Source organism: Mycobacterium sp. NGS24 (genome assembly GCF_059813065.1).
The window spans coordinates 249,940-274,477 of record NZ_JCALDW010000001.1; the positions used below are offsets into that span (position 1 = coordinate 249,940).

At 65.1% G+C, this 24,538-nt stretch carries 24 protein-coding genes, 1 tRNA gene, 2 pseudogenes and 1 riboswitch; of the genes and pseudogenes, 17 read left to right on the forward strand and 10 right to left on the reverse strand.

Going from position 1 to position 24,538, the window contains the following annotated elements:
* Window positions 1–146 precede the first annotated feature (146 nt).
* From AC5Y6Y_RS01155 to AC5Y6Y_RS01170, 4 genes are all read left to right on the forward strand, one after another.
* Window positions 147–737: an Rv2240c family protein gene (locus tag AC5Y6Y_RS01155; RefSeq protein WP_463824559.1), complete on the forward strand. Its 591-nt coding sequence runs from the start codon at window positions 147–149 to the stop codon at window positions 735–737.
* 183 nt (window positions 738–920) lie between these two features.
* On the forward strand, window positions 921–1,343 hold the full coding sequence (locus tag AC5Y6Y_RS01160) for a DUF3052 domain-containing protein (RefSeq protein WP_463824558.1): 423 nt from the start codon (window positions 921–923) through the stop codon (window positions 1,341–1,343).
* A complete protein-coding gene (locus AC5Y6Y_RS01165) occupies window positions 1,343–1,804 on the forward strand; it encodes a peroxiredoxin (RefSeq protein ID WP_499929032.1) in 462 nt (153 codons plus the stop codon). The genes AC5Y6Y_RS01160 and AC5Y6Y_RS01165 overlap by 1 nt, the downstream gene beginning before the upstream one ends.
* A 125-nt stretch (window positions 1,805–1,929) precedes the next feature.
* A tRNA-Val gene (locus AC5Y6Y_RS01170) sits at window positions 1,930–2,001 on the forward strand.
* 9 nt (window positions 2,002–2,010) lie between these two features.
* Here AC5Y6Y_RS01170 and AC5Y6Y_RS01175 read toward each other — a convergent pair.
* On the reverse strand, window positions 2,011–2,793 hold the full coding sequence (locus AC5Y6Y_RS01175; RefSeq protein ID WP_463824556.1) for an NUDIX hydrolase: 783 nt from the start codon (window positions 2,791–2,793) through the stop codon (window positions 2,011–2,013).
* Window positions 2,794–2,883: 90 nt separating this feature from the next.
* Between AC5Y6Y_RS01175 and AC5Y6Y_RS01180 the strand changes: the two genes are divergently transcribed.
* From AC5Y6Y_RS01180 to AC5Y6Y_RS01210, 7 genes and pseudogenes are all read left to right on the forward strand, one after another.
* Window positions 2,884–3,627, forward strand: coding sequence for a VWA domain-containing protein (locus AC5Y6Y_RS01180; RefSeq protein ID WP_499929034.1), 744 nt, complete (start codon window positions 2,884–2,886; stop codon window positions 3,625–3,627).
* A gap of 109 nt (window positions 3,628–3,736) precedes the next feature.
* Window positions 3,737–4,234 carry a hypothetical protein gene (locus AC5Y6Y_RS01185; protein WP_499929036.1) on the forward strand — a complete coding sequence of 166 codons (498 nt, stop codon included), beginning with the start codon at window positions 3,737–3,739 and terminating at the stop codon, window positions 4,232–4,234.
* Between the two features lie 13 nt (window positions 4,235–4,247).
* The gene (locus AC5Y6Y_RS01190) at window positions 4,248–5,417 is read left to right on the forward strand and encodes a zinc-dependent alcohol dehydrogenase (protein ID WP_499929038.1); all 1,170 of its coding nucleotides are present in this window, start codon (window positions 4,248–4,250) and stop codon (window positions 5,415–5,417) included.
* Window positions 5,418–5,486: 69 nt separating this feature from the next.
* Window positions 5,487–5,735, forward strand: coding sequence for a hypothetical protein (locus AC5Y6Y_RS01195; RefSeq protein WP_499929040.1), 249 nt, complete (start codon window positions 5,487–5,489; stop codon window positions 5,733–5,735).
* 82 nt (window positions 5,736–5,817) lie between these two features.
* Window positions 5,818–6,456, forward strand: a pseudogene (locus AC5Y6Y_RS01200) (nitroreductase family protein).
* 78 nt (window positions 6,457–6,534) lie between these two features.
* Window positions 6,535–6,717: a hypothetical protein gene (locus tag AC5Y6Y_RS01205; protein WP_463824550.1), complete on the forward strand. Its 183-nt coding sequence runs from the start codon at window positions 6,535–6,537 to the stop codon at window positions 6,715–6,717.
* A 1-nt stretch (window position 6,718) separates the two neighbouring features.
* Window positions 6,719–7,843 (forward strand): epoxide hydrolase family protein, encoded by a 1,125-nt coding sequence (locus AC5Y6Y_RS01210; RefSeq protein ID WP_499929042.1) that lies wholly within the window; start codon window positions 6,719–6,721, stop codon window positions 7,841–7,843.
* A gap of 109 nt (window positions 7,844–7,952) precedes the next feature.
* Here AC5Y6Y_RS01210 and AC5Y6Y_RS01215 read toward each other — a convergent pair whose 3' ends face one another.
* Complete coding sequence (locus tag AC5Y6Y_RS01215; protein WP_463824548.1) at window positions 7,953–8,768, reverse strand: oxygenase MpaB family protein; 816 nt, start codon at window positions 8,766–8,768, stop codon at window positions 7,953–7,955.
* A gap of 52 nt (window positions 8,769–8,820) precedes the next feature.
* On the opposite strand from AC5Y6Y_RS01215, the gene AC5Y6Y_RS01220 reads away from it, so the two are divergent.
* Genes AC5Y6Y_RS01220 through AC5Y6Y_RS01230 form a run of 3 tightly spaced genes read left to right on the forward strand, consistent with a single transcriptional unit; the run spans window position 8,821 to window position 13,427 of the window.
* Window positions 8,821–9,852: a cobalamin biosynthesis protein gene (locus AC5Y6Y_RS01220; protein ID WP_499929045.1), complete on the forward strand. Its 1,032-nt coding sequence runs from the start codon at window positions 8,821–8,823 to the stop codon at window positions 9,850–9,852.
* A 21-nt stretch (window positions 9,853–9,873) separates the two neighbouring features.
* Entirely contained in the window at window positions 9,874–11,643 is a 1,770-nt protein-coding gene (locus tag AC5Y6Y_RS01225) for an ABC transporter ATP-binding protein (protein ID WP_499929047.1), read from the forward strand.
* Window positions 11,640–13,427: an ABC transporter ATP-binding protein gene (locus AC5Y6Y_RS01230; RefSeq protein ID WP_499929049.1), complete on the forward strand. Its 1,788-nt coding sequence runs from the start codon at window positions 11,640–11,642 to the stop codon at window positions 13,425–13,427. The genes AC5Y6Y_RS01225 and AC5Y6Y_RS01230 overlap by 4 nt, the downstream gene beginning before the upstream one ends.
* Before the next feature lie 75 nt (window positions 13,428–13,502).
* On the opposite strand, the gene gjpA (AC5Y6Y_RS01235) is transcribed toward AC5Y6Y_RS01230, so the two are convergent.
* Together gjpA (AC5Y6Y_RS01235) and mrf are read right to left on the reverse strand one after the other, a co-directional pair.
* A complete protein-coding gene (gene gjpA / locus AC5Y6Y_RS01235) occupies window positions 13,503–14,729 on the reverse strand; it encodes an outer membrane porin GjpA (RefSeq protein WP_499929050.1) in 1,227 nt (408 codons plus the stop codon).
* 143 nt (window positions 14,730–14,872) lie between these two features.
* Window positions 14,873–15,055, reverse strand: a riboswitch (cobalamin riboswitch).
* 128 nt (window positions 15,056–15,183) lie between these two features.
* Window positions 15,184–16,380, reverse strand: coding sequence for a ribosome hibernation factor-recruiting GTPase MRF (mrf, locus tag AC5Y6Y_RS01240; RefSeq protein WP_499929051.1), 1,197 nt, complete (start codon window positions 16,378–16,380; stop codon window positions 15,184–15,186).
* Window positions 16,381–16,492: 112 nt separating this feature from the next.
* Here mrf and rpmB point away from each other — a divergent pair, with 112 nt between their 5' ends.
* The 3 genes and pseudogenes from rpmB to AC5Y6Y_RS01255 all read left to right on the forward strand — a co-directional run.
* On the forward strand, window positions 16,493–16,729 hold the full coding sequence (gene rpmB, locus AC5Y6Y_RS01245; RefSeq protein ID WP_499929054.1) for a 50S ribosomal protein L28: 237 nt from the start codon (window positions 16,493–16,495) through the stop codon (window positions 16,727–16,729).
* Window positions 16,729–16,893: a 50S ribosomal protein L33 gene (gene rpmG / locus AC5Y6Y_RS01250; RefSeq protein ID WP_499929059.1), complete on the forward strand. Its 165-nt coding sequence runs from the start codon at window positions 16,729–16,731 to the stop codon at window positions 16,891–16,893. Before rpmB ends, rpmG begins: the two co-directional genes overlap by 1 nt.
* Before the next feature lie 5 nt (window positions 16,894–16,898).
* Window positions 16,899–17,085, forward strand: a pseudogene (locus AC5Y6Y_RS01255) (uS14 family ribosomal protein); the annotation flags it as partial.
* A 186-nt stretch (window positions 17,086–17,271) separates the two neighbouring features.
* Here AC5Y6Y_RS01255 and AC5Y6Y_RS01260 read toward each other — a convergent pair.
* The 6 genes from AC5Y6Y_RS01260 to gjpA (AC5Y6Y_RS01285) form a co-directional block, all read right to left on the reverse strand.
* Window positions 17,272–18,006, reverse strand: coding sequence for a class I SAM-dependent methyltransferase (locus AC5Y6Y_RS01260; protein WP_499929061.1), 735 nt, complete (start codon window positions 18,004–18,006; stop codon window positions 17,272–17,274).
* 201 nt (window positions 18,007–18,207) lie between these two features.
* Window positions 18,208–19,707, reverse strand: a complete 1,500-nt coding sequence (locus AC5Y6Y_RS01265; RefSeq protein WP_499929063.1) for a PE-PPE domain-containing protein — start codon at window positions 19,705–19,707, stop codon at window positions 18,208–18,210.
* Window positions 19,708–19,765: 58 nt separating this feature from the next.
* The gene (locus AC5Y6Y_RS01270; protein WP_499929330.1) at window positions 19,766–21,277 is read right to left on the reverse strand and encodes a PPE family protein; all 1,512 of its coding nucleotides are present in this window, start codon (window positions 21,275–21,277) and stop codon (window positions 19,766–19,768) included.
* A gap of 328 nt (window positions 21,278–21,605) precedes the next feature.
* Window positions 21,606–22,268 carry a GAP family protein gene (locus AC5Y6Y_RS01275; RefSeq protein ID WP_463824538.1) on the reverse strand — a complete coding sequence of 221 codons (663 nt, stop codon included), beginning with the start codon at window positions 22,266–22,268 and terminating at the stop codon, window positions 21,606–21,608.
* A 79-nt stretch (window positions 22,269–22,347) separates the two neighbouring features.
* Window positions 22,348–23,172 (reverse strand): class I SAM-dependent methyltransferase, encoded by an 825-nt coding sequence (locus tag AC5Y6Y_RS01280; RefSeq protein ID WP_463824537.1) that lies wholly within the window; start codon window positions 23,170–23,172, stop codon window positions 22,348–22,350.
* Between the two features lie 95 nt (window positions 23,173–23,267).
* Complete coding sequence (gjpA, locus tag AC5Y6Y_RS01285; protein WP_499929065.1) at window positions 23,268–24,458, reverse strand: outer membrane porin GjpA; 1,191 nt, start codon at window positions 24,456–24,458, stop codon at window positions 23,268–23,270.
* Between the last annotated feature and the right edge of the window lie 80 nt (window positions 24,459–24,538).

Sequence of the window (24,538 nt, forward strand, 5' to 3'; positions counted from 1 at the left end):
ACTACTCCTGTAGGTGGCAGGGTCGCTACTTATCGATCGCCCCTCTATCGTGCCGCACTTCCGTCTCTGGCGGATACCCACCGGACGGCACAGCTAAGTCGGTAGGTATGGGCAGTTCGGTTTGTGACCCGGTAACGTCACGTTCCGTGCAAATGGGAAGGCGTGCCGCCCGTCGCGGCCACGTGGGGGAGTTCCCCAGGCGAGGCGCTCTTGCAGTGGGCTGTACCGCCCTGGTCGCGATCGGGATCGTCGGCTGTACGAAGGTCGCCGACGGCAACGGCGCTGCTGATACCAATGTGGCCCCGGCTTACCGGTCCTCGGTGTCGGCGTCGGTGTCGGCGTCGTCAGTGACGTCCAGCTCCCGGGAGTCCCAGCGCCAGCAATCTGTGACGACCAGCATGATCCGCGGCTCGTGCGGGGCGCTGGCAAATGCGGTGTCCGACACGATCGACAAGGTCAACGCCTACGTCGCCGCGTTGAACGCGGGAAAGAACACCGGTCCCACCGAAGGACCGGCCATCGACGCGCTCAACAGCGGCGCCAACGCGGTCACGGGCAGCCTCAACACTGCGCTCTCCCCGGAGCAGCGTGACGCGTTCAACGCCTACGCCGACGCGGCCCGGGCGGTGGCAAACGCCATCTCGACCCATGCCGGGCCCTCGGAGTTCAACAGGCGGGTGGAGGCGTTCAACAAGGCGAAATCCCGAGCGGTGGACTCCTGCCGGGGTTTCATTTAGCGCGCGGGTCTGTCTGATCGCTACCCACGCTGCAACGGCCGAGTTCATCGAATACGTCGACCGTTCAACAACGTCACGGCCACGGCGCAGAAACTGTGCGTGGGCTAGCCGTATCAACTCGGCGATGGCTGTGCGACGATAGCGTCCATCGCTTGTCGTGAGGTCGGTTGAAGGAGGTTCACGGTGGTCGCGGCGGATCACGCCCCGAGCTACGCTCGCAAACTGGGCATCCAACGAGACCAGGTCGTCCAGGAGTGGGGCTGGGACGAAGACACCGACGACGAAATCCGCGCTGACGTCGAGGATGCGTGCGGCAGCGAGTTGCTCGATGAGGACACCGACGAGGTCGTCGACGTCGTGTTGCTCTGGTACCGCGACGGTGACGGTGACCTGGTGGACATCCTGATGGACGCGATCAGCCCGCTCGCCGAAGACGGGGTGATCTGGGTGTTGACGCCCAAGACCGGCCGCTCTGGTCACGTGCTGCCCGCCGACATCGCCGAGGCGGCGCCCACCGCCGGGCTGATGCCGACGTCGTCGGTGAACCTGGGTAATTGGAGCGCTTCCCGACTGGTGCAACCGAAGTCGCGGGCCGGGAAGCGTTGATGCTGGACGTCGGAGCCACTGCCCCCGACTTCACGCTGCGCGACCAGAATCAGCAGCCCGTCGCCCTGAGCGGCTATCGCGGGCGCAAGAACGTGCTGCTGGTGTTCTTTCCGCTGGCGTTCACCGGGATCTGCCAGGGCGAGTTGGACGCGGTCCGCGACAACCTGCCGGAATTCGAGAACGACGACACCGCCGTGCTGGCCATCTCGGTGGGACCGCCGCCCACGCACAAGATCTGGGCGGTGCAGAGCGGGTTCACCTTTCCGGTGCTGTCGGACTTCTGGCCGCACGGTGCGGTCAGCCAGGCTTACGGGGTGTTCAACGACGCGGCCGGCATCTCCAACCGAGGCACGTTCGTAGTGGACCGCTCCGGGATGGTGCGGTTCGCCGAGATGAAGCAGCCGGGGGAGGCTCGTGATCGTGCGGTGTGGAGTTCGGCGCTGGCGGCCTTGCGGGGGTGAGTGGGTGGTTTGTCACAGTGGCCCCGCTGCACCTGGGCCGGGGCATGACTGCTCGTGAGAATCGGTATCGCCGGTGCCGTTTTGGGGCGTCAGCGGTTCGGCGTGTAGCCTGCGCCGGGGCATAAGGGCGCGTAGCTCAGTGGTAGAGCTCTGGTTTTACACACCAGCGGTCGGCGGTTCGATACCGTCCGCGCCCACTTACCGCGTTAGTTACCAGGGGGCTCTTTCAGCTTGCGCGGACGCCGCACCGGTGGCTGGGTCTGCCACGCGCCGCCGGCGCGGTACAGCTCAGGTGGTCGGCCACCGCGCGGGCTGGATTTGGCTCGCTGCCCCGTCGGCTCGATGTAGCTGTCCGATGTGGCGGCCCGGCCGGCCCCCGGTGTCGGCGTGGTGAGGCTGCGCCGGAAGTTGGCCGGGTCGATGTCGGCCTGCCAGAGCTCCTCGTAGACACTCTGAAGCTCCGACAGCGCGAAAGTTTCGCCGACAAAAGCCGTCGCGAGGTTTGTCTGTTCGAGCTGTTCAGCCGCTCGGTCTACGGCGTCGGACAGGATTCGGCGGTGGTCGAACGCCAGCTCGAGGTGCTGAACCGCGTCAGTGACCGGCCATAACCGGGCCGCTACGGCATCGGTGCCGGCCTGCAGGATGCCGGGATCGGGCGTCACCGCCAGATATGCCACCGTGACGACGTTGGTGCGCGGGTCGCGTCCCGGGTCGCCGTACGCACCGAATTGCGCCAAGTGCTTGGGTGCGGTCACCCCGGTCTCTTCACGCAGTTCGCGTCGGGCCGCATCGTCGAGTGTCTCGTCGGGCCGTTTGAATCCACCAGGCAACGCCCATGTGCCGGCATACGGTTCGCCGCCGCGCTGCACCAGCAGCACCTGCAGGCGGCCATCCCGCAGGGTCAGAATCACGATGTCGACGGTGACGGCGAAGTTCGGATAACGCGACGAGTCGTAGCCTGCCGCGGAGCGCTTTCTTGGGCTCGTCACGAGAGCCATCGTAGGCGGATATTTGTCGAAAAGACAATTACCTGTTATGGTCTTACTGACAATTACTGAGGTTGATAAGGGGGGACTGCCATGGCGGATCAAGCGGATCGTGACGTCGCGCAACTCTTGGCACGGATCGCGAAGTTGGAGGCATTGCTCGGTCGGCGATCCACCCCGGAGAGCTCTCGCGCAGACATCTGGTTCTTGCTGGACCGGTCCGGATCGATGAAGGTGATCGCCGAAGCCGTGGTAGAGGGTTTCGACAGGTTCATCGCCGAACAGCGCAGGGAGAAGGGACAGGCAACCCTGACGCTGGTCCAGTTCGACGGTGCGGACGTCCACGATGTGCTGGTCGACGCCAAGCCGCTGGATCGGGTCGGTTCGATCGCCGGTCGGTTCCTTCCGCGCGGGATGACGCCCCTGTACGACGCGATCGCAGAGATGCTGGACCGCGCCGAGGAATATACCGAGCGCTCCGGCGCTGACCCGGCGGATCAGTTGGTCGTCATCATGACCGATGGCCTGGAAAACGCCAGCCGGCGGTGGACGGCGCCAGCGATCTTCGATCGTATTGCGCGCCTGCGGAAGTCGGGATGGACCTTCGTTTTCATGGGTGCGAATCAGGACAGTTACGCCACCGGTTCGGAGATCGGTTTGACCGCTGGGAGCACTTCGAACTACACCGCCTCGCGGACGAGCGTGCTGGCCACCCACCGCGGGCTGACGCGGTCCGTACGCGATTGGCGGGGTAAGTCGCGCGACGTTCGGCGCGCCGACGCCGACAACTTCTGGGGCGGCATCAAGGAAGGCGAAGAACAGGGCGCCCGTCAGTGACGCCACGCGAAGGTGGCGAGAGCCGGCGCCTTCGCCGAAGCTGACATCGGCTATTCCGTTTCGCAGGTGCCTGGGCGGGTATCGCACGCCTCAACGGGAGGAGCCCGATGTGAATTCAGCAGTCAGACAGGTGCTGGAACCGGTGAAGAATGTGGTGCGCAAGGTCGCCGACGCGCAGTCTGGCCCAGCCACGGCGCAGACGGTCACCGTCGCGGTCCCCGTGCAGCGCGTCCAACAGTTCTGGACCGACCCCGACCAGTTGTCGGTCGTGCTCGGCGAGATCGCCGACGTCGAGCACACCGACGACGACCGCTACCGGTGGCGCTTACAGCAGGGGCCTGATGCCGGCTGGGAGTCCACGCTGACCGTCGAGTCCGGTCGCATCAGGTACGTCGGTACCAGCGACGGCAACGAGATCGTGGTCAGGTATCAGGCCGCGCCGCGCGACCTGGGTACCGAGGTCACTCTCCGCGTCAAGTCGCCGGTGCCGGCATTGCTGATTGGTGGTGCGATCTACAAGATCCTCTACCGGACGCGTGCGCTGCTGCAGACCGGCGAGGTCCCCACGCTGCGTTCCAACCCGAGCGCGCGGAACTCCGCGCGGTAGAGGAGAGACTGACATGCGCGCACTGTGCTGGAACGGCGTCAACGACCTGTCGGTGGAGACCGTCGACGACCCGAAAATCCTCAATCCGCACGACGTGATCGTCGAAGTCCGGTTGACCACCACCTGCGGTTCGGATCTGCACTTCATCGACGGCTACCTGCCAGGCATGCGCGAAGGCGACGTCTTCGGCCACGAATTCATGGGAGTGGTGGTCGAGACAGGTGCGGAGGTACGCGACACCAAAGTCGGTGCGCGCGTTGTGGTTCCGTCGTTCATCGCATGCGACAACTGCTGGTACTGCGACCACGAGTTGTACGCCTGCTGCGATACCACCAATCCCAACGCCGAACTGCAACAGCCGCTGCTCGGCTATCCCTCGGGCGGGATCTACGGATACACCCACCCATTCGGCGGCTATGCGGGCTCACACGCCCAATACGTTCGGGTGCCGTTCGGCGACGCGAACTGCTTTGCCATTCCCGACGACATCACCGACGAGCAGGCGCTGTTCTTGTCCGACGCGGTGCCCACCGGCTTCATGGGCGCCGACTTCTGCGATATCTCCGGTGGCGACACGGTTGCTGTCTGGGGAGCCGGGGGGGTCGGCTTGATGGCGGCCCGCAGCGCACTGCTGCTCGGCGCTGAGCGTGCCATCGTCATTGACCGATTCCCGGAGCGGTTAGCGCTGGCGCGCAACGGTTTCGGGTTGGAGACGATCGACTACACCGCGGTCGACAGCGTGCACGAAACGATCCGGGAAATGACCGGTGGCCGAGGTCCGGATGCGTGCATCGACGCGGTCGGCATGGAAGGTCACGGCACCGGGTTGCAGCAACTCTACGACAGGGCAAAACAGTTGCTGAGGCTGGAAACTGATCGCGCCAGTGCGCTGCGCCAAGCGATCTTGGCGTGCCGAAAGGGCGGCGTGGTCTCGGTGCTCGGGGTCTACGGCCTGACCGATAAGTTCCCGATGGGCGTGCTGACCAACAAAGGCCTGACCTTGAAGACGTCCCAGCAACACGGGCAGCGCTACGTCAAGCGGTTGTTCGACTACGTCCAGCAGGGCGACCTGGATCCCGCCAAGTTGATCACGCATGACTTGCCCTTGGAGAAGGGCGTGCTTGCCTACGACCTGTTCAAGAACAAGACCGACGGCTGCATCCGGGTGGCGTTGCGGCCCTGACCGGTCGCGTCCCGTTCGATTCGGTGGGTTGGTGCATAGACTGCCGCGGAGCGGGGCATAGCTGCTCCCATGGCGATCGACGCTGACGACGTCCGGCAATTGCTGGCCCACCACGCAGACGCTGCACTGATTTTGCTTGAGGGCCGCATCGAAGTGAAGACTCCGGCCGAACTCGAGTCACCGAACTATCGCGGGGCCCTGCGGATCGTGACGCGCGCGGAACTCCAGGAGCGGGCCGGCGGCGTCGACTTCGCCGACCGCGAACTGGCAGAGCTGGCAGCAGACCTCGATACCGCCGTTCAGAACATGGGCGGTTGAGAACCCGCGCGATCCGCGCGGATTTCGTCCGGCGCCGTGCCGTGCTGGAATCAACGGCATGAGTCAGCACGAACCCCTGAACATGCCGCTCGAAGAGGCGATGCGCACGCAGCGCGCCATCCGTCGGCTCAAGAGCGATCCCGTCGACGATTCGCTCGTCTTGCATCTGCTCGAACTGGCGATGAAGGCGCCCACCGGTTCGAACGCGCAGAATTGGGAGTTCATCGTCCTCAAGGACCGCGAGGCCGTCGCGAAACTCGCCCGGCTGAACCGCTGAGCCATGAACGTGTTCGGCCCAATCTACAAGCGCGCCTTGGAAAAGCGGATGGACGAGAAGATGCTGCGCATCGAAAAGGCTGTCCGGTGGCAGGCCGATCACTTCGAGGAGATCCCCGTTGTGGTGGTGGCCTGCCTCAAAGGCGTCATCGCGCCGTATCCGACGATCGCAGCCAGCAGTGCCTACGGTTCCATCTATCCCGCAGTGCAGAACCTGCTGTTGGCGGCGCGGGCGGCCGAGTTGGGCGCGGCGTTGATCACCATGCCGCTGTGGAGCACATTCGCGGCTAAGCGTGCTCTGGGTTTGCCCTGGAACATCACGCCGGTCGCGGTGATTCCGATGGGCTGGCCCAAAGGCAAGTACGGCCCCACGTCACGTCGACCGGTCGGCGAGTTCGTCTCGCTGGACCGGTACGGAAACCGGGCGTTCCGGCAGGCGCCCTGACCCGTCCCGGCACCGCACCGGTGTGGGGGTGGGACAACCCCTTGGACGTGTTTGCCCCGGTATGGCACGCTCGTGGGCGTGAGCGACTCATCTGGCTCTCAGAGCAACAGGCAGACGTCCGGACCGCCGGTGCGGCCACTGTCGTCCGATCAGCAGCCTGCGACCAAAGCCGACCTGTACGCGGCGGTCGACGCCATGCGTGCCGACATGCGCGAACTGCTCGAGCAGATCAGCACCCTGATCAAGGACGCGCAGAAATAGCGTGAAGCCGTTCCGCATCGATGTTCCCGACGACGTTCTCGACGATCTGCAGGCACGGTTGGCCCGCACCCGCTGGCCCGAGGCCGAATGCGTGGACGACTGGAGCCAGGGCATCCCGTTGCGCTACACCCGCGACCTGGCCGCGTACTGGGCCGGCGACTACGACTGGCGCGCCCGCGAGGCGGCGCTGAATCGCTTCGATCAGTTCATCGACCAATTCGACGGCCTCGACATCCATTTCATCCACCAGCGGTCGCCGCACGAGGATGCCTTCCCGCTGCTGATCACCCACGGATGGCCGGGCTCGATTGTGGAATTCCACAAGGTGATCGAGCCGCTGACCGACCCCACCGCCCACGGTGGCCGCGCCCAGGACGCCTTCCACGTGGTGTGCCCGTCGCTGCCCGGGTACGGCTTCTCCGGCAAACCGGGCCGCACCGGGTGGGGCGTGCCGAAGATCGCCCAGGTGTGGGACGAACTCATGCTGCGGCTGGGCTATGCGCGTTACGGCGCCCAGGGCGGCGACTGGGGTGCGGCCGTCACCACCCAGATCGGCCGCAACGGCGGGAACTGCGCGGCGATTCACCTCAATATGCCGCTGGGCACCCCGACCAAAGAATCGCTGACCAACCCCACCGCGGAGGAGCAGGCGGCGATGGCCGCACTCGCCGAGCACCGCAAGTCGGGCACCGGCTATTCCAAGCAGCAGTCCACCCGACCGCAGACGCTGGGCTACGGGCTGGTCGACTCGCCGGTGGGCCAACTGGCCTGGATCGTGGAGAAGTTCTGGGCGTGGACGGACTGCGACGGGCATCCCGAGAACGTGCTGACTCGAGACGAGTTGCTGGACAACGTGATGATGTACTGGGGGACCGGCACCGGTGCGTCCTCGGCGCGCCTGTACTGGGAGAGCTTCAAGGTGTGGGGAGACCACACCCGGGTCGAAATACCTACGGGCGTAGCGGCGTTCCCGAAAGAGGTGCTGCGCGCGCCGCGCTCCTGGTGTGAGCCGAACTTCAACATCACGCACTGGACCACCATGCCGCGCGGCGGGCACTTCGCCGCCTTCGAGCAGCCGGAGCTGTTCGTCGAGGACGTGCGGAAGTTCTTCGCGACCGTGCGCTGAACTGGCCGCGCCCACTGTGCATTTGACGACGCGACACGCCGGTCCGGCGTCGTGAATTGCACAGTCGGCGGGTGAACGGGGCGGACGGGCGAACGGGCGGGCCGGTAATTCAGACGATCCGCCGGCCGCGGCGCGCGCGAGACCGCATGTCCCGCAGGTACAGCTCGTAGCCGAGGATCCAGAGTCGGTGCGGTATCAGCCGGTCGGCAAGCCGCAGTGCGGCCAACAGCCACTCGAATCGGCGCTGCTGGGACGGCGACCAGTCCAGCCGCATCATCGCCCGGAACTCCGGGGCCAGGAAACCCGTGGTCGCGAACAGGTTGAAGGGCCCGACCAGCGCCCGCACCGGCCACGGCATGAAGGCCATCGACGCCACCCCGTGCAGGTGCTCGCGCACCGGCGGGTCGATATGCAAATCGTCCAACGAACGCTTCCAGTATTCGTCGAAGGCGACCCGGTCGGCCGGCCACATGCGCTCGGGCACCTGCAACGTGGTGGCCAGGCGCTTGGCGTCCTGATATACGAGCTCGGCTGCGGTGTCGTCGAGCGGGCCGTGCAGGAATTCGTGTTGTTCGACGAAGTAGCGGTACAGACAGGCGGCCACCCACAGCTGCAACTTCGGATCAAAAGCGTTGTAGGACACCGGGCTGGTCGCGGTGGAACGCACCTGCCGGTGCGCGGTGTCGACGGCCTTGCGGATCAGGGTGCGGTCGGCGTCGGTGCCGATGGTCGCCACCGCCAGGTAGGTGCCGGTGGTGCGGGCCCGCTTGAACGGATGTTTGTAGACGTTGCCGCTGTCCACCGGGCTCTCCAGCACGCCGTAGCCGACGCCCGGCAGGGACAACTGCATGATGACGTTCGCCGCCGGCATCAGGGTCGCCGCCGGGTTCAACAGGTCGGCGACCCTGGTCGCCGGCCGCTTCATTGCGGATCCTTGCCCATGGGATCGAGTACATCACGTATGAGACGCTGCCGGAATGTTTGCATCGACCCCACCGGCCCGGATGCTCGGTGTGTGGGCCGGATATCTGGCCGACCTGGTGTTCGGCGACCCGCGCCGCGGGCATCCGGTGGCGTTGTTCGGCGCGGTGGCCGCGAAGCTGGAACGGCTGACCTACCGAGACGCTCGGCTCGCCGGCGCAGTGCACGTGGGTGTGCTGGTCGGCGTGGCGGGTCTGACGGGTGTGATGTTGCAACGCCGCGTGCGCTCGCCGACGGCCGTCGCGTTGGCCACCTGGGTGGCGCTGGGCGGAACGTCATTGGCGCGCACCGGTTCCCGGATGTCAGCGATGCTGGAGCGCGGTGACGTCGAGGGTGCGCGAGTGTTGCTCCCGTCGTTGTGCGGACGTGACCCGGCAGCGTTGGACGAGGCGGGTTTGACGCGTGCGTCGCTGGAGTCGGTGGCGGAGAACACCTCCGACGCGGTGGTGGCGCCGTTGCTGTGGGCGGCCGTGGGCGGTGCGCCGGCGGTGCTGGGATACCGGGCGGTCAACACCTTGGATGCGATGGTCGGGCACCGCTCCCCGCGCTATCTCCGATTCGGTTGGGCCGCAGCACGATTGGATGATGCAGCCAACTACGTCGGGGCGCGGGTGACCGCAGGACTGGTGGCGCTCTGCGCCCCGCTGGTGGGCGGGTCCCCGACGGCCGCGGTGCGGGCCTGGCGTCGCGATGCGGCCCGGCATCCCAGCCCGAACGCCGGCGTCGTCGAGGCGGCGTTCGCCGGTGCGCTGGGGGTGCGGCTGGGCGGACCCACCCAATACCGCCACGAGTTGCAGATCCGCCCGACGCTGGGGGACGGGCATTCGCCGACCGTGATCGACTTGCGCCGCGCCGTGCTCCTGTCGAGGGCGGTGCAGGCCGGGGCCGTCGTGGTCGCCTCGGTGGTGGTCTGGCGACGGCCGGACGCCCGTCCACCCCGGTTACCCTCATCGGAGAACGGACGATCGGGGACTCGTTCAACTCCACTGGTGTGGCGAATCCTGACAGCGATGACCGCAGGGCAGTAATCATTCGGACGGAGGGGATGCGTGCGTCCGCGCAGCGACAGCAGGCCCGCGCAAGCGCCGGCAATCCTGAAATCCGCCCGGGTGACGCTGATCGCGTGCGGTTTGTTGGCCGCGGTCAGCTCGCTGGCCGGGATGGCCCCGCTGTTCGTCGTCGTGGAGGTCAGTCGTCGGCTACTCGTGGGCGACACCGATGTATGGCCGATAGTCATTGTGGCGATCGGTGCGCTGACAGCAAAGCAGTTGGGGGTATTCGCCGCCGGAGTGATGACGCATCTGGCCGATATTCGCGTGTCGTTTCAGATCCGGCGGGAATTGCTGGTCAAGCTCGGCCGGGTACCGCTGAGCTGGTTCGACGAGCGAAACTCCGGCGTGGTGAAGAAAGCGGTCGAAGATGATGTGGCTGCGCTGCACCGCCTTGTTGCGCATTCGATTGTCGAGCTGAGTGCGGCCGTGGTGCCACCGCTGGTGGCATTGATCTATCTGTTCTACCTGGACTGGCGCATGGCCTTGGTGACATTGCTTCCGGTGTTCGCCGGGCTGGCCGCATACCAACGCGCGATGGCCAGCGCCGAAACCAAGTATCCAGAGTTCTTGCAATGGTTGGCACGTCTGAACGGCGCAGCGGTGGAATTCGTCAACGGCATCGGCGTCGTGAAATCGTTTGGCACGCCCGGAACAGCGAGCCGGCACTTCCAGGACGTATGTCGAGGATTCGCGCGTTTCTTCCTCGACTGGGCGAAAGCTACCAGCGCCGCGAGTGTGATTGCCGAAATCCTGCTCTCGCCGCCCAGCATCCTGCTGGGCGTCGCGGCGGCGGGCGGAATCCTCACGGCCAACGGCGATCTCTCGTTGCAGAACTTCATCGCCTTCCTGGTATTCGGCACCGTCATCACGTCCGGTTGGATGTCGCTGTTGATGTCGGTGCAGCCCTTGGTCTCCGCGCTGAAGGTGTACGGGGAGATCCGCGACTTGCTGGCTACCCCGGACCTTCCCACCCCCGACTACCCGGCTGAAATCGACGCCGAGGCGCCCGGCCCGGTGGTGCAGATGCGGGGCGTGCGTGTCTCATACGGAGACACTGTCGCCCTCGACGGGATCGATTTGAGCCTGGCCCGCGGCACCCTCACCGCGCTGGTCGGACCGTCCGGTTCCGGGAAATCCACCCTGGCCAAGCTGCTTCCCCGGTTCAACGATCCGGGCGAGGGCTCGGTCGAACTCTACGGAGTCGACCTGCGTCGCATCGACCCGGCAGAGCTTTACCGGCAAGTCGCCTTTGTGTTCCAGGACGCACACCTGTTGGCGATGAGTGTCCGCGACAACATCCGCCTCGGCTGTCCAGACGCCGACGACGCGACGGTGCGGGAGGCCGCGCGTAAAGCTCAGATCTTGGGGAGAATCGAGCGACTGCCACGGGGGTTCGATTCGATGATCGGACAGGACGCGGCCTTTTCAGCGGGTGAACGCCAGCGGGTCTGCATTGCCCGCGCGATCCTGGCGGACCGCCCGATTCTGGTGCTGGATGAGGCGACCGCGAGCGCCGACCCCGAAAGCGAAGCACGCATCCAAGACGCGCTCACCGAGGTCACCCGCGGCCGCACGGTGTTGGTGATCGCGCACCGGCTCAGCACGATTCAAAGTGCCGACGCCATCGTCGTGCTGGACGGCGGCCGGATCGCCGAACAGGGTGCGCATCGCGACCTGCTGGACAACGACGGCATTTACGCACGGTTGTGGAAGTACGAAAGAGAAGCCGAACACGTTGTCGCCCAACAACTGAAGGTCGACCGTTGATCACCATCATTCGTCATCTGCTCGAGCTGCTCGATGCCCGCGGGCGCCGCCACCTGCGCACCATGCTGGTACTGCAAGGTGCACAGGGAGTTCTCCAGGGCATCGGTTTCTTGTTGGTCGTACCGCTGCTCGGCACACTGTTCGAACGGCCAGTCGCATGGGCCCAGCTGTGGTCATGGATCGCGGCGATCGCGGTAACGGTCGGAGCCCACCACGCGTTGCTCGCGTGGAGCACATCACTGGGTTTCCTGGTCGGCACTGACGTGCTGACCAGTTTCCATACCCGAATCGGAAATCACCTGGCCACCTTGCCGATCGGCTGGTTCGGTGCGGACCGCACCGGTCCGGTCGGGCGTCTGGTCAGCAAGGATGCGACCGACGTCGCGGACTTCCCGGCGCATATGCTGCGGCACATCATCGTCGGAGTGACCGCACCGGCCACGCTGATCATCGGCAGCTATCTGAGCGACTGGCGCATTGGCATCGCTCTGACCGTAGGTGCCGTGCTGTGCGCGCTGTCGCTGAAGATGTATATGGGCATCGTGCACCGCAACGACGCCCAGTACGAACACGACGTGGCAGCGACCGCGTCCCGCATCGTGGAGTTCGCCCGCCAGCAGCCGACTTTGCGAGCGTATGGGGTGCTGGACCGTCGATCGCTGGGCGCGCTCGAGGAATCCCTTGTCCAGCAACAACACTCGCAGTCGCGGTTGACTATCCGCGGTGCGTGGGGACTGATTGGATGCTTCGGGACGATGCAACTCGTCGTTACCACGATCATCGGGTTGACGGTCGCCCTGACCTTGCGCGGCGATCTTGCGGTGCCGACGCTGATCGGGCTGTTCATCATCACGTTGCGCATGATCGATCCGATCTCTCAGCTCGGCGACCTGGCCGGTCACGTACAAGTCAACGCCGACGCGATCGTTCGAGTGCGCGAGTTGCTGGCCGTGCCACCGCTGCCGGAGCCCGACCGAGCGGCGACGCCCGCCGGTGCGGACATCGAATTGCGTGGTGTGCGATTCGGGTACCACCACCGCGATTCGAGCCACGAGGTCATCAGCGGCGTCGACGCCACCATCCCGAGCGGCAGTCTTACCGCGATCGTCGGCCCGTCCGGCGCCGGGAAGACGACGTTGCTCAGACTGATTGCCCGCTTCTTCGACGTCGACGACGGCAGCATCCGCATCGGCGGCTACGACGTACGCGACCTCGGCACCAGCGCAGTCGCACACCTGACCGCGCAAGTATTCGACGACGCTTACCTTTTCGACGGCACCATCGCTGACAACCTGCGGATGGCCGATCCTGATGCCACAGAAGCCGAGCTGTCCCACGTTGCCGGCATCGCCCGGCTCGACGAAGTCATCAACCGGCTGCCCAACGGGTGGAACACACGTGTTGGCGAAGGGGGGTCGGCGCTCTCGGGCGGGGAAAGGCAGCGTGTCGCGATTGCCCGCGCGTTGCTCAAGAATGCGCCGGTCGTGCTCCTGGACGAAGCTACGGCCGCGCTCGATGCCGTCAACGAGGCCGCCGTGGCCGCAGCCATCCGCGAACTAGCTCACGAGCGCACGGTTATCGTTGTCGCACATCGACTTCCGACGGTGATAGACGCCGACCAGATTCTTGTCCTCGATGACGGTCGGATCAGCGCACGCGGACGTCACGAGCAGCTGGTCGCAAACCAGGGGACCTATACCAGGTTCTGGGAAGAGCGGTTGCGTGCCCGAGGCTGGCAACTTCGGCGCGATCAGCCGACCCCTGCTGCGTCCGGGTCGGCATAGCCTGCCCCAGCGGAAGATGCCGCGCCGTGTGGGCACCATTTCTACCGCTGAGGCAGGTGTTCGCCGAGAGTTTGCCTACATCTCGACTGGCAGGGGGGGCGGCTCCAAGCCGCCGCCGAATATCTGTCCGACGATGCTGAACAGATTCGCCGTCGCCGCGATCGGACCGACCGGGAGCGCGGGAATCGGCAGGATGCCTTGGAACTCGTCTTCAGTGAAAGTGAGCTCGACTCCGATCGAGTTCAACAGCGAACCGCCGACGCCGTTATAGATCGGTCCGGCGGCACCGTACACAACCTGCCCCGGACTGAAGAGGCCACCGAAACCAAGGCTCAAGCCGGTGACTTGTTCGGTGCCCCCGGTGGGACCGCTGATGAACTGGTTGACCAGCGGCGCAAGGGGATCCAGGTTCAACGTGGCCCCGTTGAAGAAACCGTCAACGACGTTGGCCGGTGTGTTCAACAGGCCGGTGAGCGCCCCCGTCACATTGCCGCCGGTGATATCGGCGAGGACGCCGCCGGCGCTGTTGAGCAGCGCGACGCCGGGGCTTGCGAATGGACCCACGGCACCCATGAGCAGGCCGCTCAAGGGTGAAGCTGCGAAGTTCAGGACTTCAGTGAGCACTACTCCCACCGGCCCGTCGGGGAGGAAACTCTCGATCAGCCCGGTATAGATTTCGTTGTGCGCGTTGGGCACGTACGTCACCGGGTCGGAGATCGTCTGGGTGATACCGCCAAGCGTGTGCTGGGTGACCGCGAGTGCGAGGTCTCTTGGGGCACCGACCAGGGGTATCGCCTGTGCAGCGGCCTGCAGCTTGGCAAAGAAGCCCGCGGGGTTGGTGACGAGGTGGTTGATGCCACCGGTGAACGTGTTCAGGCCGACCCGCGAGGCTCCGAACACCGTCTCGGCGTTCTGCGCCGTCGTCGCGACGACCTGCTCCCACCGGGTGATCGGGTCGACGGCAGTCGCGGCGGCGGGTGCATGGGATGAGCCCAGTGCGCCGAGCAGGTTCTGCTGCGCGTTGGCGACCTCGGCACTTGTGTAGGCCCCGACGCTGGAATTCATCGAGCTGACGAACTCGGTATGAAACGCCAGCGCGTGTGAGTTGACCGACTGGAACTGCCGGCCGAAGTTCTCGAACAACGACGAGATCGCGATGGAGATCTCGTCCTCGGCTGCGGCCGCGATTCCCGTGGTGGGTCCCGAAACCGTCGCGGCGGCATCGGCGAGCGCTCGGCGGATACCCGACAGATCTTGTGCTGCGCTCTGCATCAGATCCGCGCTTGCGGTCACAAACGACATGCTTGCTCTCCCTTATTCGTTCGCCAGTACGGTGACCGCCGGTCGGAAATTTGCACAGGCGTCGTACGGCCAACCGCACAGGAGGTGGCAAAGGACGCGCAGCATCTGAGGTGGCGGCTTTCTCCGGGGTGCTCCGCCCCGGGTTAGCAGGATGCGATGACACGAGTCTCCTGGCTCTCGGATCGCCGCTCGCCTCGCCTTCCAGCCAAATGGCCGTGGCATGTGAGGGTCGCTCCCCGATGACAGTGGCGGCACCGCGCCGGATTCGCACCGGCTTCCTGCGTCGTCATCGCCGTACGGGCGACATTGTTACACGCCGGGGACCCCCAATGGAACAGGCAGGCCCGCCCCGGCTGCCACGGCGGTGACCTCGTCGGAGCGATGGCATCGCAGCGGCACGGTGTGAGTCCGTCCGTCGCGATTACCGCGCCACCCCTAATTGCCCTCGTTGCAACTAGTTCGCTCGATGGTCGGCGTTCTGAATGGCGGCCATATCGTCGAAAGAATCGGCGGTTTCGGTGAGGTCTTCGCTCCAATCGCCGAACGGATCTGGATAGCGGTCCCAGGCAGCGGGGGAGCAGAGCTCGTCGTCGGTGAGCAGAGCACGGCCGAGACCATCGAGGATTTCGCCGGAGTCCGCGCTGTAGACCAGGATCGTCATTGCCGTGTGCCGGTCGCCGTGCAGGGGGTCCCACCTCAACTGGGCGAGGGCACGGCGTTCGTCGTCGACGCCGGCCAACTCCGCGTCGGTCATGGCAGTGAGCCACTTGCCTGCTGAACCGACCCGCCATCCACCTCCCGCCGATTCCAGCCACATCGCCTGCTGGTCCTGACCGGCTAGCCACAAGCGACCTCGAGTTCGGATCACTCCCTCCAGCAACAGCTCCATGCGGTCGTACAGACGCTGGGGGTGAAACGGACGCTGGGCGCTGAACTCGACAAGTTGGACGGTGCCGGTGGGCTCGAGGGGAGGTTGCCCGGATAGCAACGGGCCGTGCGGATCATCGTCTCGCCCCCGGCGCGCACGACTGTCAAGGCCGGCGAGCACCTGCTCAATTCTGTTCGCTCCGTAGCTGATCCGTGCGCGGGGGGCCAAGCGTCGCAGCACCGTGGCCAGGATTGGCTCCACATCGCTGAGAACGATGACATCCGCGAATTCTGCCTGTCCGACCAGCACCTGCGCCTCGGTACGTCCGTCGTCTAATTCGCCCTCACCCAGAACCTGGCGCAGCCACCGCGACGAGTCGACGCACGTCACGACCGCTGCGATCCGAACATCAAGGGCCGCAGGGCCGTCGATGTAGCCGGGCGCCACCCTGATCCGGACATTGTTGATCGCCCAGCAGATCGGTTCCGGTTCCAGCCAGGGTGCGAGGTGGACCACGATACGGTCCACATCATCGCGGCGGCTCAGCTGACGCAGCAGCACGAGAAGGTCGTTGCGGATGGTGCAGGAAACACATCCGTGTGCGAGCTCGATGCCGATCTCTGCGGTCGTCAACACGCCGTGTTGCAGATTGACCGTCGTGCGGCGCACCGTGTATCCGTCGAAACGATGCTCGACCACGAGCGTTCCACAGGTGCGCAGCAAGGTGCCGACGACCGGATCGGTGTTCTGCTGGCCGGCGACCAAGACAACAGGTTTCCGCATCAGCACCTCTTATCGACAATCATTTTCATTTAGACCGTCCCCAGGGTACCGTCTCGAGGAGGGGCTTGTCGAAAACGATTTTCAATAAGCTGGACTGTCAGGAGGTTGTGGGGTGTCTGCTCGGTGTCAGGTCACAGGACGGGAACCCGGATTCGGTAACGCGGTCTCGCATTCACATCGCAGGACGAGTCGGCGCTGGTCGCCGAACATCCAGAGCAAGACGTACTACCTGCCCTCGGAAGGCCGCCGAGTTCGGTTGCGAGTCAGCGCCAAGGGCATCAAGATCATCGACCGCGACGGTATCGAGGCCGTGGTGTTCCGGTTACGCCGCGAAGGGCAGCGAATCTGATGGCGCGCAACGAGATTCGGCTGATCGTCAAACTGCGTTCCACGGCCGGTACGGGTTACACATACATCACCCGCAAGAACCGCCGCAACGACCCGGACCGGCTGGTCCTGCGCAAGTACGACCCCGTGGTCCGGCGCCACGTCGACTTTCGAGAGGACCGCTGACCGATTTGGGCCGTCAGCCCCGAGACGCCAGTGCCGTACGGGTCCGAAACCGCGACGCCGTCGGCCGTCCCCCGCGGGCATCTGCGCAAGTTCGGCTTGTCCAGAGTCCGGCTGCGCCAATTGGCGCACACAGGCCAACTACCCGCGAACGGGCAGTTGGTGAAACCCGGACGCCGCGGCGGGCCGGCGTGAGCCCGCATCCGGATATCAAACGCGCCAGGAAAACTATGTCAGGTCTGCGCTGCTCGACACCAGGACGGCCGGGGTTGAGAATGCGCCGCTTCCTGCGCAACTCGACCGGTATCGGCGATGGGCCGGTCGGGCCGTCCGGCACAACTGATCGGCACAGCAACGGATCTGGGCTCAGGTGACTCTCGGTCACCGCGGCTGCATCAGGCCGATCAGCGGGTGGAGTTCTTGGAAAGTCATGTCGTGTTCTGCGGCCTCGTGGGCAAGCTCTGCGAGACCCACGGTGCGCCAGGTGTAGTTCGTGGTGAATTCCCGAATCACCTGCTGATCCTCGCGCACCACGTAGTGCATGGTCCAGAGTTCTACATCGGCGCCGGCCGGCTGGCCGGATATGCGAACCTCGTTGTCGCGGCTGCCAATTCGCTGCTGCGCTATCGTCATTTCCGGTATGGCCATGGGCTGGTCGAGCGCCATCACCTCTACGACAACCGGCGCTTGCGGCGTCAGTCGCGAGCGCAGCTGGTCCCAGAATCGATGGCGGGATTGCCTGTCGAGGAATCCGACCACGCCGAAAAGCACTGCGGCGCCCACGCGTTCGGGAAGCTGAAAGTCCTCGACGAAATCGGAATGGACGGTCACGCGGTCAATCAGATCGCTGCGGCCGAGCACGCGTGACACCAGTGCGGCGCGCATGGCAGCGGATGGTTCAACTGCGTGAATAGCTGCGTGCGGAATGGTGTCGGCGATCGTGATCGTCGACAAGCCGGTTCCGGCTCCGATGTCAAGCACGGGCTCGGTCACCTGCCCGCCGCTCTGCAGCGCAGACACCAAAACATCGCGTTTCATCGCCCAGTGGGGCAACGCCATGACTTCGTAGAATTCCGCCGATCGCGCGTACGGATCGACGTCGACAGAGTTGGTCATCTATGCAACAGTCCCAGTCTTCTTGTGCGGCGATGTATTTGCACTGTAGCGCGTGCAATGTCAAAACGAAAATCGTTTTCGATAGCTGTGTGGTAGCGCGAAGTGAGGTGCCGATTGGCAGACGGACAGGTCACACCTCGGGGGAAAGTCATTGCCCGAACGCTCAATTCAGTCCTCGGGCGCTCCCGCCGGGGGTGCAGACTAGCCTGCCCCGAACGGCGGGATCGGAAGCGCGCGTAACAACGAACCAGCGACGGTGGTCACTGCGGAAACCCCGGTGATGCTGGGCTGGCCCACATTGATCGTCAACCCGGGATCCAGCGACGGCACAAAGGGATACGCGTTCGGCATGGCCGATGCCGGGAGCAACCCGGCCAGCACCAGATTGGCCTGTATTCCTTGGCCGACTCCTTCGATCAGGTAGCCGCCGACGTTGATCGGGTTGATGAGTGGGAACAGACTGGCCGGTGTGGGCAGGTTTGCATATTCGGTGTTGGGCCCGCCGATATCGCCGTAACCCATGTCGATGAGCACCCGCAACGGCGGCTGGACCATGTTGAGCAGAGGTTGCGGTAGGTTCAACGGCCTGAGCAAGGGCAGGTCCTGCGTCGGGATCATGTAGTAGGTGGTGTTGCCGGATCCCGGAGACACCGGCGCGACGACCGCCGACCCGATCTGCTCGGGCGTGAGACTCATATAAGTGGGCGTCGGCGCCAGGTGGTCGTAGTACAAACCGGCAACGGCGTTCGCTACCGACAGCAAATTGGTGGGGTAGCGGGGAAAGTGCGCGAAGCCGTCGTACTGAATGGTGTAGATGTCGGTCTGGTAGGCCAAGTCGGGTGTTGCACCGCCGAGCGTCTCGTTGAAGCCGGGGATGTAGAGCCCGACGAAGCGTTCGAAGAGGCCGCCGTTGGGATTGTTGGGATTGCCGATGAGGGTGAATCTCAAGTCGGCCGGGTTGGGCGGGTTCGCTATGGCACCGGTGGCGATTTCATTCAGATAGTTGGTGACGACGGTGGCGCTCTGTGAGAAGCCGAACACCGCAGTCTTTGTGCCAGCGGGTTGAGCCGCGATCGCCTGCTTGAGGATCTCCACGCCTCGAGCAACCGAGGTGTCGAACGTCAGACTATTGAGGCCGGTCAGCGGCCAGCCCTGCTGCGGGGTGGTCAGGCCGGTCGGCGTGCCGGTCAGCGGGGCAATCCGAGGAGCGATGTAGGTGTCGTAGACGTAGTTGAGGTAGCCGGAGCCCGGGGTCGCGTTTCCGGTGCCGCCCATGATCAGCGTGGCGTAGTCCGCCGCCGCGAGAGTGGCTGTCGTGCCGGTTGCGGTCGTGCCGATCATCGGGCGACCGAACAACGCCAGGCGGGGCGCGTCGAGCGCGGCGGCCACCTCACGCTGGACCATCTCCAGCGTTGACGAATTGAACGCTTCCGCGGCGCTGTAGGTTGCGGCTGCTGCCCTCAGCGTTTGAACAAGCTGCTGATGATAAGCGCCGACTCGCGCTTCAACGGCGTGAAACTCGGCGCCGAATTCGGCGAACAGCGCCGAGATCGCTGATGACACTTCGTCCGCGCCGGCAGCCATCTGGCCGGTGGTCGACGCCGCAGCTGCCAGCCGCGCGGCATCCAGCTCCGAACGGATTCGCGCCAAAGTCGTTGTCGCCGAACCCAACGCCTCGGGCGTCACCGCAAAAGGCGACACGCCACCCCCCTTGTCGATGTGTCGGGCAGTTGCCGTCGGCCGGTGTAGCCGCGCATGGTCATGTGTATCGCTCGTCGGTGGGCTGCGCAGCAGCGGGCCCGCCGGGTGTCCGCGGCTCCTCGCCGGGCTCACTGCCCCAGGTTTGCGGGAGCATCGGCGCGCGCGCACCGTTGCCGAAGTCCCCGGCAACGGTAGCCAACCCCCCGGGACGGACGTCTTCTGCCCTGGACACCGCGCCGGTGAAGCCCAAGGGTGCGGCGCCCCGCTCGGAGGCACCCGTCGCAGCGCCGACAGGGTCAGGCCCAACGTCCGCACCGTTCAAGTCCGCATACTCGTCCCCGTAATCCCTCAGCACGACACGTCGACGGCGCCGTGCGCGCTGCTGCGCGGACCCCCGGGCCGGCGCTGCTGCCGCCGCGGCGATGTCCGCGGCCGGCGCCTTCGCTGTGCCGCCTTCGGTCAAGGATGGGCCTGCCCCCTCGTCAGGTCCGCCGCTGTAGACCATATAACCGAATCCGGGTGCGCCCGGTGCCGGTGCGGGGCTCGGCGCCGGGGCCGGCGGCGCAGTGGATGCTGGCGACGAAGCGGTGATCCCGCCCGGCGCGGGTGACGGCACCGTCCCGGGTGCCGCGACCGCCGGCAGCGGTCCGAGGGCCGAACCCGGCAGCGCCGCAACAGATTCCGGAAAATCGAAATCGAGCGGAGGCAGCTGCAGCAGTCGATTCAATACGCCCAATCCGCCCAGGCCCGCCAGGCTCAGACCAGCGAATCCCAGCACCGGAGTCGTCAGCAGCGCTGCGGGCAGTCCGAAAGTCACCCCGTCGATGGACAATCCGACAACCATCGCAAAGACGAATGCATTGAGAGTCTCCAGGGACGGAGCCGCCAGAAAGGCTTCCAGGGCCGGAAGTTGATAGGGCACCTCGTTTCCCGGGATTCCGAACAGGCGCAACACCAGGCCCTGGATGAATTGCTGGTAGGCCGTGTAGATGCTCTCCGGGGAGAAGTCGACGGCAGCCGGCGCGGCGTCAGACTTCAGCACCGGCGGTGCCGCATCGGTGACCGGCACCGCAGCCAGGGAGGCCGCGGAAACGTCCTGGTATGTGCTCATGGTGGTGGCGGCCTGAATCCACATTCGCACGTAGTCGGCCTCGTTGAGAGCTATCGGGACAGTGTTGATGCCGAAGAAGTTCGTTGCCAACAGCACTGCATGGGTGGCATGGTTGGCAGCTAACTCGGCCAGGGTAGGCATGGTCGTCACAGCGACGGTGTAGGCGGCGGCTTCGGTCTCGTGCTGCAGCGCCGTGGCTGCCGAGTCGGCGGCCTGTTGGGCCAGCCAAGCTACATACGGGGCATTAGCGGCGGCATAGGACTCCGCACTGGGGCCCTGCCATGTTCCGGCCTGCACCGCGCCGACGACCGCGGCGAGTTCCGCAGCCACATCGGCGTATTCGGCGCTCAACGCATTCCAGGCCGCTGCGGCAGCCAGCAACGGCCCCGAGCCCGGTCCGCTGCTCAAGAGTGCTGAATGCACCTCCGGCGGCAGGGCCATCCAGATCGGCGCGGTCACCTCGTGCCCGCCGGCCGTGCCGTTGTTGCGCGGTTGCGGTGAAGCGTGCGGACAACGCGGTCCGTCGGGACGCACCAGCGACAGCTGCCGTCACCACAGAAGTGGGGGACAGACACCGCGGGCTCCTCGGTCGCATAACGGGGCAGAGTCAGACGCGAAACACGTTTATCGTCCTTGCCAAGCTACCCGCTGACGACGCTTAATGAAAGTGGTTTTCATTTGGGGTAACGGCCCGGGTTGTCAAATAATAAGCCAGTGTCAGCCCGTCGGTCGGGAAAATCGGCAGTCCACCGGTGTGTTCGGCACGGCGAATCAAGAATCGACGGATTCACCGCATGCCGGCGCAATGCAGGAGCGAATGTGCGACAAGCACACAACCGGCGCTCAGGCACAACGCGCGTATGACGAGCGGGCCGAAGCGGGTGACGGTTCGTAGGATCCGACGTTGAATACGCCGTGCCCGCGCTGTTCGCCTGCTCCCGAGGAAAAGCACCAGTAGCGAAGGCCATAACTCGATCGCGCAATAGGCGATCACGACTACCGGCCAGACCGAAATCGGAAGCCGATAAGTACTGAGCATCGCGAGGGCGCCCAGATACATGACGTCGGTCGCGGATTGGCCAAAGCCCAGCACGACACCGAAGACGGCAAGCAGCAACGGATTTCGTCGCATAACCGGGAACGTCCAGCGCGGCGCGGCGGAACGCACTCTGGATGGATAGCACGCCACAAAAATGAGTAGCATCCCCAGGGTCAGCTCGCCCGTGTATCGCATCCACGGCGTCAGTCGGATGGTGGTCGGTTCGGTGAAGATAGCCAGACCGACCACGACGGTGATACCGACGGCAGCGGTCGCGGAGAACAACCCGCCTAGGAAGCTCAGTCCGCCGGGCAACGGTGAACGACGTTGCAGCCTACTGTCATACACGATCGCCGAGGTGACGGCTAGATTGAGGACATTGAGAGATTCGACAAGCGCGAACCCCGCCATCGTCAGCAATAGTGCTAGCACGCTTCCGCCCGGGCAATGCGGATGCCAGCCGGCCGGCAACCCGGCCGAGGATGTGGTATCAGTGTGCCGGCGCAGCTCTGAACAGATTGAACTTGTACGTGTTCACCATCCCAGGTGCGAATCTGGCCAGCACCGGCATGCCGTAACGGCGTTGCCACGGCCAGCTTTTGGCGATTTCTGGTTGCGGTGTCGCCAGTGTTCGGCTGTCGAGCAGATCGAGACCGCAGTCCTGGAGTTCGTGCGGGTCGTCGCATACCCATTGCAGACGGGCGCGCACCTGGGCCAGCGATCGGTTGCGGTCCTGGCCGGAGACCATCTTTTCACCCGCCGTGTCGAAGGCGATCAGTGAACCCGGAAAGCGTTGTGCGAGATTGGTTAACGCACTTCGCACCTGATCGCCATTGAGATAGATCAGGACGGCTTCGCTGAGGAACAGGTACGGGGCGGGGGAGTCGGCGATGACGTCGAACCAGTCGTTGTCCAAAACCGAGCCGGCCAGCATCCGGTAACGCTCTCTGTCACTGAAGAATTGGCGGCGCAGCGCGATGCTGTCAGGAAGGTCGAGGTCGATCCAGTGCAGTGTCCCGTTGTCGAGTCGATCGAATCTGGTGTTCAACCCGGTGCCGAGTTCGACTACGGTGCCAGCGGGATTCTCGCGCAGAAAGCGCGCTGCCCAGCCGTCGAAAATCGAGGAACGGTATACCGATCCGGACAGCGAGGGGCCGCGGAAACCGCTGAAGTCGTAGTCGATGGCGTCGACGAGTTCGCGTGCCCGGCGATCGCCGAGCACCGGGCGACTCGACGCGGCGTCGCACGCCCGCGCGTAGAGCGGAATCAGCAAAGTCTCCTGTACATCGCCCAGCTCGGGCGCAGTTCTGCTCATCGATCCGCCTCTCGTCACTCTCGGTTCTAGTAGTCAACCACTGGCACTGCTGCATCCGAGGGCCGGGCGCATGCGTTGGAGCAGTCAGCGTCGGCTCACATCTCGACCGCCGGCGGGGGCGGCAGACCGGGGCCGAGTGCCTGCCCGACGATGCTGAAAAGATTCGCGGCGGCGGCAATCGGACCCACCGGCAGGGCGGGAACCGGCAGAGTTCCGACGAAGTCGTCCGATTCGACGGCAAGCTGCAGGCCCAGGCTGTTGAGCAGCGAACCGCCGACACCGTCGTACCTCGGACCGGCGGCACCGTAGACCACCTGTCCTGGGCTGAACAGGCCGCCGAAGCCGAAGCTCATACCGACGACCTGCTCCTCGGCGCCCGGGCCTGCGAAAAGCTGATTGACCACGGGCGCCAGCGGGTCCAGATTCAGCACAGCGCCGTTGAAGAAGCCGTCGACAACGTTGGCCGGGGTGTTGATCAGACCGTGGAATGCGCCCGTCGCATTGCCACCGGTGATATCGGCGAAGACGCCGTTGACGCTATTGAGCAGTGCCACCCCCGGGCTGATGAACGGCCCCACCGCACCCACGAGCAGCCCACTCAACGGCGAGGCGGCGAAGTTCAAGGCACCGGCGAATAATGCGCCCTCGGAGCCGTTTTGGAGGAAACCCTCCATGAGCCCCTGGTACAGCTGGACGTGAACGCTGGAGACGTCGACGGTTTCGCTGCCGCTCGACTGCGTAATGCCGCCCAGGGTGTGCTGAACTACCGCGGCGGAGAGCTCATGCGGCGCGCCAACCAAGTGCACCGACTGAACTACGGCCGGCAGCTTGCCGAAGAACCCGGTGGGATTGGTGAGAAGTTGGTTGAACCCGGTGGACACGCCACTGACGAGTGTGGTCACTCCGGCATCCCAGGCGCCGAACACCCGCTGGGCATTCTGGGTGGTGCCGGCGAGTACCTGCTGGACACGGGTGACCGGATCGAGACCGCTTGCGGCGGCGGCGTTGGCGATCTCGGCGCGTGAGTAGGCACCTGCGCTGCTGTTCAACAGGTTGACGAACTCGGTGTGAAACGCCTGCGCCTGCGTGCTGACCATTTGAAACTGGCGGCCGAAACTGCCGAACAACGACGAGATCGCGATCGAGATCTCATCCTCAGCTGCGGCCGCGATGCCGGTTGTCGGTCCGGAAACGCTCGCCGCGGCCTCGGTCAACGCCGTGCCGATACCGGACAGATCCTGGGCCGCGCCCCGAACCAGCTCCGTCGTGGCTGCAACAAACGACATCTAGATCTCCTCGGGTGTGGCTGCTGCGAACAAGGCAGTGGTCAGCGCTGAATTGATACCGATTTACTGGTGGTACGGAT